The 9,145-nt window shown below is 46.1% G+C and carries 8 protein-coding genes; 2 read left to right on the forward strand and 6 right to left on the reverse strand.

Translation table 11 applies throughout. From position 1 onward, the window contains the following. Positions 1-387 precede the first annotated feature (387 nt). The 6 genes from fre to trxA all read right to left on the reverse strand — a co-directional run bounded on the left by fre (position 388) and on the right by trxA (position 6,215). Positions 388-1,101 carry an NAD(P)H-flavin reductase gene (gene fre, locus RH45_RS02245; protein WP_008073348.1) on the reverse strand — a complete coding sequence of 238 codons (714 nt, stop codon included), beginning with the start codon at positions 1,099-1,101 and terminating at the stop codon, positions 388-390. 13 nt (positions 1,102-1,114) lie between these two features. Continuing rightward, entirely contained in the window at positions 1,115-1,384 is a 270-nt protein-coding gene (locus RH45_RS02250; protein WP_008073349.1) for a 2Fe-2S iron-sulfur cluster-binding protein, read from the reverse strand. Beyond that, complete coding sequence (gene ubiD, locus RH45_RS02255; protein WP_008073350.1) at positions 1,381-3,237, reverse strand: 4-hydroxy-3-polyprenylbenzoate decarboxylase; 1,857 nt, start codon at positions 3,235-3,237, stop codon at positions 1,381-1,383. Before ubiD ends, RH45_RS02250 begins: the two co-directional genes overlap by 4 nt. Before the next feature lie 94 nt (positions 3,238-3,331). After that, positions 3,332-4,324 carry a hypothetical protein gene (locus RH45_RS02260; protein ID WP_008073351.1) on the reverse strand — a complete coding sequence of 331 codons (993 nt, stop codon included), beginning with the start codon at positions 4,322-4,324 and terminating at the stop codon, positions 3,332-3,334. A 109-nt stretch (positions 4,325-4,433) separates the two neighbouring features. Continuing rightward, positions 4,434-5,693, reverse strand: a complete 1,260-nt coding sequence (rho, locus tag RH45_RS02265) for a transcription termination factor Rho (RefSeq protein ID WP_005475035.1) — start codon at positions 5,691-5,693, stop codon at positions 4,434-4,436. A 195-nt stretch (positions 5,694-5,888) separates the two neighbouring features. After that, positions 5,889-6,215, reverse strand: a complete 327-nt coding sequence (trxA, locus tag RH45_RS02270; RefSeq protein ID WP_008073352.1) for a thioredoxin TrxA — start codon at positions 6,213-6,215, stop codon at positions 5,889-5,891. Positions 6,216-6,326: 111 nt separating this feature from the next. Between trxA and rhlB the strand changes: the two genes are divergently transcribed. Further along, positions 6,327-7,628 (forward strand): ATP-dependent RNA helicase RhlB, encoded by a 1,302-nt coding sequence (gene rhlB / locus RH45_RS02275; protein WP_008073354.1) that lies wholly within the window; start codon positions 6,327-6,329, stop codon positions 7,626-7,628. A 7-nt stretch (positions 7,629-7,635) separates the two neighbouring features. Beyond that, positions 7,636-9,126 (forward strand): guanosine-5'-triphosphate,3'-diphosphate diphosphatase, encoded by a 1,491-nt coding sequence (gene gppA / locus RH45_RS02280; protein WP_008073356.1) that lies wholly within the window; start codon positions 7,636-7,638, stop codon positions 9,124-9,126. Positions 9,127-9,145: the final 19 nt, after the last annotated feature.

The raw sequence follows: 9,145 nt of genomic DNA on the forward strand, positions 1-9,145 counted from the left end.
TTTCCGAAGAAACTATTTGGATTATCATCAACGAGTGCCCACACAGATTGATAGGTTTATATTGTTAAAGAGCTATTCTTCTTTGTGACTCACATCACTTCGGAAGAGGCAGCCATTCTAGCGTTTCATTCTCAAGTGTCAAACACTTTTTTGAATTTTTTATTTCAAACCATTTGGTTTCAAATAACTGCTTGTTGGCTCTACTGATTTTCGCTGAGGCCTTATGGCGTCTGCCGTGTCAGTGGATGCGCATTATAGGCAGTTCTCGATTGAGCGCAACCTCTTTTTCAAATAAAAATGAAAAAAGTAACCGTTCGTTGAATTTATATCCAAAAGCATAAAAAAAGAGAGCTAATCGCTCTCTTTTTCGTCGGTTTGAACGCTAGTTTAGATAAAAGCGTATGCGTCAGCGAACATTCTGTCGCTTTGTGCACCTTTATTCTGAGTAAACTGCTCTCGGGCAGCCCCTGCCATTTCAAAGCGGCCAGCAATATAGATGTCATACTCCGCTAATGAATCGAAATCTTCATTAATCGCTTCTAGTACGTTACCTACTTTGCCTTGCCAATCATTAGGTGCTTGCTCCACAACTGGAATGAAGTGTACGTTTTGATTCTGAGCGGCAATTTCAGCTAACTCTTCTTTTGCGTATAGCTGGCAATCATCACGACCACCCCAGTAAAGGTGAATTTCATTTTCGAGCTTCTGAGCAATACAATGATCTAAAATAGAGCGAACATAGCTAAAACCTGTTCCACCAGCGATAAGTAGTAGAGGGCGGTCGCTCTCCTCTTTTACCCAAGCTTCACCGTGAGGAGCATCGATTGTGATGTCACCCCCCTCTTTTAAAGCATTTTGCATTGCTTCAACGACCTCATGAGCATAAGCGTTCTGCTCAGCGGCACCGATATGAAGTTCTAGTTCACCTTCATGACGGCATGGGCTACTAGCAATGGAGAATGGGCGCTTGTCTTTTTCGCCCATCACCACCATAAGGTACTGACCAGCTTTAAAGTCTACAGGGCTTTCTGGATGTAATAAGATTTGGTAAGTATTGCAAGCCAACGGCTGAATCGACTTTACTTTACATTGAATAGTCATGATTTCCTCTTACTTACTCTTCTAAAGTAAGCACTAATTTACTTTCTGCGAAGGCTTGGCAAGCAAATATCCATCCTTGTTGCTGCTCTTTTTCTGTCAGCATTGGTTCAAGGTGATAAGAGACTTCCCCTTCTAGTTTACGACATAAACAGGCAGCACATGCACCAACCTGGCAGCGATGAGGGAAACGAATATTATTGTTGAGCGCCGCTTCCAACACCGTTTGTCCATCTTGCACCTCAAATTCTATGTTTGCTGGCTGCAAGATGACTTTATTGCTCATAGGATACCCAACTTATCCCAGAACGCATCGACTTTCGCAACAAGTTGCGGATCTTTCTCAATTGGTGTGCCCCATTCACGTGTTACTTCTTTACCTTCGACTTTATTAGTCGCATCAAGAACTAACCGCGAAGGTAGACCAACGGAAGACGTCACTTGTTTGGTATCTCGCTCTGGGTCCATTCGAGTTGTAATCGCCCAGATAATATCATTCCAGTCTTTAGCATCGACATCCGCGTCACACAAGACAATAAACTTCGGCTCACCCCGGTGAGATAAGAACTGTTCGACTTTGTCTGCCAACTGCTGAGATTGACCCGCATGTTGTTTATTCATTGTAACTACGGCAAAACTGTTGTTTACCGCGCTCGATGGTAGGTAGATATCAATGATTTCGGGGTTTTGCTCAACAAACGTGTTCAGTTCAGATTCACTCAGTGGAGAGTACTGCGCTTGAGAAGGCTCTGATCCCACCAGCTCTGCATCCCACTTAATCGTTGCATCCAGCCCCATCTTAGAACCAAGCCCCACAACAGGCGAAGCAAAGTCTAATGAATCGATTGGGGTATGGTTAATGAACAAGCTATCTCGCATCGGATCCATGTTTTCGGTCATCGCTTTGACGACATCATCCCAATTACGTGCGTCGACCTTCTCATCACACACAATGACAAACTTGGTATACATGAACTGACGTAAGAAAGACCACACTCCCATCATCACACGCTTGGCATGACCCGGGTATTGTTTCTTCATCGTCACGACGGCCATTCGATAAGAGCACCCTTCTGGCGGCAGATAGAAATCTTCTATTTCAGGGAACTGCTTTTGCAGAATCGGGACAAACACTTCGTTGAGTGCTACACCCAACACCGCAGGTTCATCTGGTGGGCGCCCAGTATAGGTACTGTGATAGATTGGATCTTTGCGCATAGTGACATGAGTAATGGTAAACACATGGTGTTTCTCTTTCTCATTGTAGTAACCCGTGTGATCGCCATACGGACCTTCATCGGCAAATTCGTTCGGATCAATGTACCCTTCCATTACAATTTCTGCACTGGCGGGCACTTCTAGGTTATTACTCACCGACTTAACCACTTCCGTCTTACTGCCACGAAGCAAACCTGCAAATGCATACTCTGACAACGTATCGGGGACAGGTGTTACTGCACCGAGAATCGTTGCTGGATCAGCCCCAAAAGCAACAGATACCGGGAAAGGCTCTCCTGGGTGAGTTTCCATCCAATCACGCAGATCCAACGCTCCACCACGGTGGGCAAGCCAACGCATAATGATTTTGTTTTTTGCAATCTTTTGCTGACGATAAATACCTAGATTCTGTCGCTTCTTGTTTGGCCCTTTCGTAACCGTCAGGCCCCAAGTTAACAATGGCGCGACGTCTCCGGACCAACAACTCATCACCGGGATTTTATCCAGATCGACTTCCTCTCCCTGCCAAACCACTTCTTGGCAAGGTGCTTTGCGTAATCTCTTGGCCGGCATATTGAGTACCTGTTTAAAGACCGGCAATTTATCTAACGCATCTTTGAATCCTTTCGGCGGCTCTGGTTCCTTCAAGTAAGCAAGTAATTTACCGACTTCTCGAAGCTCTTTCACGTCATGGCGGCCCATGCCAATCGCCACTCGCTCAGGCGTACCAAAAAGATTGGTCAGCACAGGAACGTTATAGCCAATTGGGTTTTCAAATAACAAAGCAGGACCACCCGCTCTAAGCGTACGATCACTTATTTCTGTCATTTCATAATCTGGGTCAACAGGGTGAGAGATGCGTTTTAGCTTCCCTTCTTTCTCGAGATGAGCGATAAAATCGCGTAAGTCCTTAAAACTCATAAGCCTAGTCGTGAGCTGATTAATCTGCAGGCAGTATAACAAAAAGAGGGATCAACCGATCCCTCTTTTTAATGTGGTTATTTTTCTACTCTGACTATTGTGACAAAGCGTTGAGAATCGCTCGGCTACGAACTTTTTGATTGTGACTTGCGAGTTCTTCCAGCCATGAGGTATAGCCTTGTCGGGCCAACTCTTGAGCCACAATTGGAGCATCATCTTTAAGTGCCATTCGCTCGATGAGAAACGCTTTGGTTTGGTCAGACATGGGACGAATACGCGTCAAGGCTTTGAAAGCATCCTGCTTTAAACTGGGATTCTGAGAAGCAGACATGATTTGTTGGATAGAAAAGTCATCCCCCACTTGCGCTAGGCGATGCAATTCCTGCTGACTATTAAAATCTGCTCGCATTAACCACACCAGCTTATACACTTCCGCATCTTCACTCACTTGAGCTAAACGAACCATGACTTGAGAGGAAGGCAGCCAGCTGACTATCGCTTCTTCTGTCAATTGTTTACTCAAACCATGCACGGCCTCAGGCGATAGACTGTCTAATTCGCGAATCAATAGTGACTCACGAGCCTGCACCTGATAGTCGTTGCCAGAAAGCCAAGCTTTGAGGTCCAGCTCCCCTCTCTCCGCTTGCAATACAAAAGAGAGCGTCGATTGATCTTGATGCCACTGCTTTAGTAAACGGCTAGCGATGGCTGGATAGTTAAACGCAGGTACAGAGAATTCATACCCCTCTCCTCTTTCCAGCACTTGATACGTGGGTACCATCGCTTTTTGCTGCTCTATAAACAGAGCCATCTTCGGGGTAAGAATGATGTGTTGCTGTTCAATTTTGCTAAGCAACAAATAACGAGCAACTTCTTGTTGGGGTAATGAGAGTCGCTCTAAAGCGAACGTTAATGAATCAATATTATCTTCAATCGCGTATTGAAGTAACTGGGCGACCTTTTGATGAATTTGCTCATCTTCTAAGAGCATTTCTACTCGTGCAGGAGCCATCTCTGTCGCAGAGACAGCTGGTGCTCCCATAAGTAATGCGGATAGGAGTACCGACGACAACATTCCTTGTTGCATGTTAACCTCCTTGTAACATCTCATTCCATTGTGCTTGTTATCACTATGCTTTGCAAACAAAAACGCCACCGACATAAGCGGTGGCGTTTCAAACTCAGATCAAGCGCAATTATTGACGACGCATAGCGTCGAAGAACTCATCATTGGTCTTCGTCATCGCTAGCTTGTCGATTAAGAATTCCATTGCGTCGATTTCACCCATTGGGTGAACAATCTTACGCAGAATCCACATCTTCTGCAGCTCATCGTTCTTCGTCAGTAGCTCTTCACGACGAGTACCAGAACGGTTGAAGTCAATTGCTGGGAAGACGCGCTTCTCGGCAATCTTACGGTTCAGGTGAATTTCCATGTTACCTGTACCTTTAAATTCTTCGTAGATAACTTCATCCATCTTAGAACCAGTATCTACTAGCGCTGTTGCTAGGATAGTTAGGCTACCGCCTTCTTCTACGTTACGCGCCGCACCGAAGAAACGCTTTGGACGATGTAGTGCGTTTGCATCCACACCACCAGTCAGTACTTTGCCTGATGAAGGTACCACTGTGTTGTATGCACGTGCTAGACGAGTGATCGAGTCAAGCAGGATGACAACGTCTTTTTTGTGTTCAACAAGACGTTTCGCTTTCTCAATAACCATCTCAGCCACTTGTACGTGACGAGAAGCTGGCTCATCAAACGTTGACGCAACCACTTCACCTTTAACTAGGCGCTGCATCTCGGTTACTTCTTCCGGACGTTCATCGATAAGAAGTACCATTAGCTCACACTCAGGGTGATTGTAAGCGATGCTTTGCGCAATGTTTTGCAGCAGCATCGTTTTACCCGCTTTTGGCGGAGCAACAATCAGACCACGTTGACCTTTACCAATTGGTGAAGCCAAATCCAAAACACGTGCTGTGATATCTTCTGTCGAACCATTACCACGCTCCATCACCATACGCTCATTCGCGTGCAGCGGCGTCAAGTTTTCAAATAGAATCTTGTTACGCGCGTTATCCGGCTTATCATCGTTAACTGTATTGACTTTCAGTAGCGCAAAGTAGCGTTCGCCATCTTTAGGTGGACGAATCTTACCAGCGATTGAGTCACCCGTACGTAGGTTGAAACGACGGATCTGACTCGGTGACACGTAGATGTCGTCCGGGCCCGCTAAATAAGAGCTGTCTGCACTACGCAAGAAACCAAAGCCGTCTTGCAGAATTTCTAGAACCCCGTCGCCGAAAATGTCTTCGCCGCTCTTAGCATGCGCTTTTAGGATTGCGAAGATAATATCTTGCTTTCTTAGACGCGCTAGGTTCTCTAGACCTAAGCTTTCGCCAAGTTTAACAAGATCAGACACAGGTCTGTTCTTCAGTTCTGTTAGATTCATAGTGGTTGATGCTTGTTTAGTCAAAATAAGGATCTGTTATTTGGTTAAGATGGATTTGGTCACAGGATCGACCAAGAAGAGAACTTGTTTAATTAACGTGCGATAAACTAGCACTAAATAGTAGCCTAGTCTAGATTTTGTTGGTGTTCAAAAACAAAACCGTGCACTGTTTCTATGCACGGTCTTATCTGACAATTAAAGGTTAGCGTCTAGGAACTCTTTCAGTTGAGTCTTTGACAGCGCGCCTACTTTTGTCGCTGCTACACTACCGTCTTTAAATAGAAGTAATGTAGGAATACCGCGGATACCAAACTTAGGTGGTGTACCTGCGTTTTGGTCGATATTCAGTTTACCGATAGTGAGTTTGCCTTCGTACTCATCTGCGATTTCGTCCAGAATAGGGGCAATCATCTTACAAGGACCACACCACTCTGCCCAAAAATCAACAAGAACAGGGCCTGCAGCATTGATTACATCGTTATCAAAACCGTCATCAGTCAGCTGCAAAATCTTATCACTCATCTTCCACTCCAATGTGTTTTTCTGAACTGGTTGCATGATAACCAGTAAATAGATGCCCTATTGGAATGTATTTACTTTCGTATTGCAAGCTTAAGCTGATATTCTATAGCCATGAAAAAGACGCATATCACAGAGCAAAAGTTCGCCGATTTGGGATTACACCCCCAAGTTATTGAAGGTTTGGACAAAAAAGGGTTCGAGTTTTGTACCCCAATCCAAGCTTTGGCGTTGCCGGTACTGCTCACCGGCCAAGACATTGCAGGTCAGGCTCAAACAGGTACAGGTAAAACCCTGGCTTTCCTAACTGCTACTTTTAACCATTTGTTGAATACACCTGAACATGAAGGTCGTAAACCAACACAGCCACGCGCTATCATCATGGCACCCACTCGTGAGTTGGCGATTCAGATCTTTAATGATGCTGAGCCGCTAATCGCAAGCACAGGCATTAAAGCAGCCCTTGCTTACGGCGGTGAACCATATGAAAAGCAACTTGCTAAGCTAGAAGAAGGCGTTGACGTACTGATTGGTACTACTGGCCGTATTATCGACTTCTACAAGCAACGCGTATTTAACCTCAACCACATTCAAGCTGTAGTTCTTGATGAAGCCGACCGTATGTTCGATCTTGGCTTTATTAAAGACATCCGTTTCTTGTTCCGTCGTATGCCAGAACCGAAAGAGCGTTTGAACATGCTGTTCTCTGCAACACTGTCTTACCGCGTTCAAGAGCTTGCATTCGAACACATGCACAACCCAGAGCATGTCGTTGTTGAGCCAGAAGTGAAAACGGGTCACCGCATTCAAGAAGAACTGTTCTACCCGTCAAACGAACATAAGATGGCGCTACTGCAAACTCTTATCGAAGAAGAGTGGCCGGATCGCGCGATCATTTTTGCCAACACCAAACACAAGTGTGAGTCAGTTTGGGGTCACCTAGCTGCTGATGGCCACCGCGTGGGCTTATTGACGGGAGATGTACCGCAGAAGAAGCGCGAGCGCATTCTTGAGCAATTCACTAAAGGCGACGTTGACCTGCTCGTGGCAACGGATGTTGCAGCACGTGGCCTTCACATCCCACAAGTGACGCACGTATTTAACTTCGATCTTCCAGACGATTGCGAAGATTATGTACACCGCATCGGTCGTACTGGTCGTGCTGGCGCGAGTGGTCATTCAATCAGCTTTGCTTGTGAAGATTACGCGATCAATCTACCACCGATCGAAGAGTACATAGAGCACGCGATTCCAGTGTCTGATTACGACCCTAGCGCGCTGATTGAAGATTTACCAGCACCAATTCGCATGCGTTCTAACCGTCCGCAGCAGCGTCGCACCAACACAGGTGGTTCGCGTTCAGGTAATCGTCGCAACAACAATCGCTCTCGCCAACGTCAACAAAAGGATTCTTAAGTCGTCTATGAGCCAAGCAGTTTCATCTCCGCTTTACGCAGCCATCGACCTCGGGTCGAACAGTTTTCATATGCTCGTTGTGCGTCACATTGATGGCAGCGTTCAGACTATGGCGAAAATCAAACGCAAAGTTCGCCTTGCAGCGGGTTTAGACGAGAATAACGCGCTAAGCCTAGAAGCCATGCAACGCGGGTGGGACTGCCTGAGTTTGTTTGCCGAACGACTACAAGATATTCCACCAGAAAACATCCGCATTGTCGGTACGGCGACATTGCGTACCGCGACCAATGTGGATATTTTTCTCGACAAAGCTAACCAGATTCTCGGTCAAAAGATCGATGTCATCTCTGGTGAAGAAGAAGCAGCGACCATCTATAAAGGTGTCGCCCACACCTCCGGTGGCAGCGGTCGCCGTTTAGTGGTGGATATTGGTGGCGCAAGTACCGAATTAATCATCGGCGAAGGCTTTGAAGCCAAAGCGTTAACCAGCCTAAAAATGGGTTGTGTCACTTGGCTAGAGCGCCACTTTAAAGACCGCCAGCTTACGGTAACCAACTTCAATAATGCCATTCAAGCTGCGAAGGAGACGCTCCAACCTATCTTAGAGCAGTATACAGAGATTGGTTGGGATGTGTGTGTCGGGGCATCTGGCACAGTGCAAGCACTGCAGGAAATCATGCTCGCACAAGGGATGGATGAGGTGATTACTCATGCCAAGCTTAAACGTCTGCAAAAGCAAGCGATGCGAGCAGATCACCTTGAAGAGCTTGAGATTGAGGGGTTAACGCTTGAAAGAGCCTTAGTATTCCCTAGCGGTCTATCTATCCTGATTGCGATTTTTGAGCTATTAGAAATCGACTCAATGACCTTAGCAGGTGGCGCACTGCGTGAAGGCCTGGTGTATGAGATGGTGGACGAGCTCAAGCAAGATGATATCCGTGCACGTACCATTTGTAGCGTACAAAGCCGCTATCAAATTGATGCACTCTATGGTGAACAAGTCGCGAGTATGGCCAATAAACTGCTTGCTGAATGTCAGCCGGAATGGATCAGTGAAGAGCAAGGGGTTGTGCTACTTGAAGCAGCGGCTAAGCTACATGAAATTGGCTTAACCATCGACTTTAAAAAAGGCGGTGAACACAGCGCTTATCTACTTCAGCACCTTGATTTACCAGGCTATACACGCGCGCAAAAACACCTTCTTGGTGAGATTGCTCGTCGTTACCGCGAACAATTAACCTCGCTGCCTGAGCAACACGCTCTATCCAGCACCAGCGCTAAACGTGTCTTACGTTTATTGCGTTTGGCTGTGTTACTCACCCATCGCCGTAATCCTGAGCTAGAGCCGATAATCAATTTGAGCTCTCACGATGACAAACTCACTTTGACGCTGAAATCCGAATGGTTACAAGCCAATCCGTTAACTGCCGCAGAGCTTGAAATTGAAGCGAACCGCCAAAGCGACATTGGTTGGCCACTGTCGATTGTTGAGTATTGATAGAGCAAAAGAACAAAAA

It is taken from the genome of Vibrio sinaloensis DSM 21326 (assembly GCF_000189275.1).
Lineage (GTDB): Bacteria > Pseudomonadota > Gammaproteobacteria > Enterobacterales > Vibrionaceae > Vibrio > Vibrio sinaloensis.

Coding starts and splice junctions, on each gene's coding strand:
- fre (WP_008073348.1), bottom strand. CDS start 1,101: ATGACTATTCAATGTAAAGTAAAGTCGATTCAGCCGTTGGCTTGCAAT.
- RH45_RS02250 (WP_008073349.1), bottom strand. CDS start 1,384: ATGAGCAATAAAGTCATCTTGCAGCCAGCAAACATAGAATTTGAGGTG.
- ubiD (WP_008073350.1), bottom strand. CDS start 3,237: ATGAGTTTTAAGGACTTACGCGATTTTATCGCTCATCTCGAGAAAGAA.
- RH45_RS02260 (WP_008073351.1), bottom strand. CDS start 4,324: ATGCAACAAGGAATGTTGTCGTCGGTACTCCTATCCGCATTACTTATG.
- rho (WP_005475035.1), bottom strand. CDS start 5,693: ATGAATCTAACAGAACTGAAGAACAGACCTGTGTCTGATCTTGTTAAA.
- trxA (WP_008073352.1), bottom strand. CDS start 6,215: ATGAGTGATAAGATTTTGCAGCTGACTGATGACGGTTTTGATAACGAT.
- rhlB (WP_008073354.1), top strand. CDS start 6,327: ATGAAAAAGACGCATATCACAGAGCAAAAGTTCGCCGATTTGGGATTA.
- gppA (WP_008073356.1), top strand. CDS start 7,636: ATGAGCCAAGCAGTTTCATCTCCGCTTTACGCAGCCATCGACCTCGGG.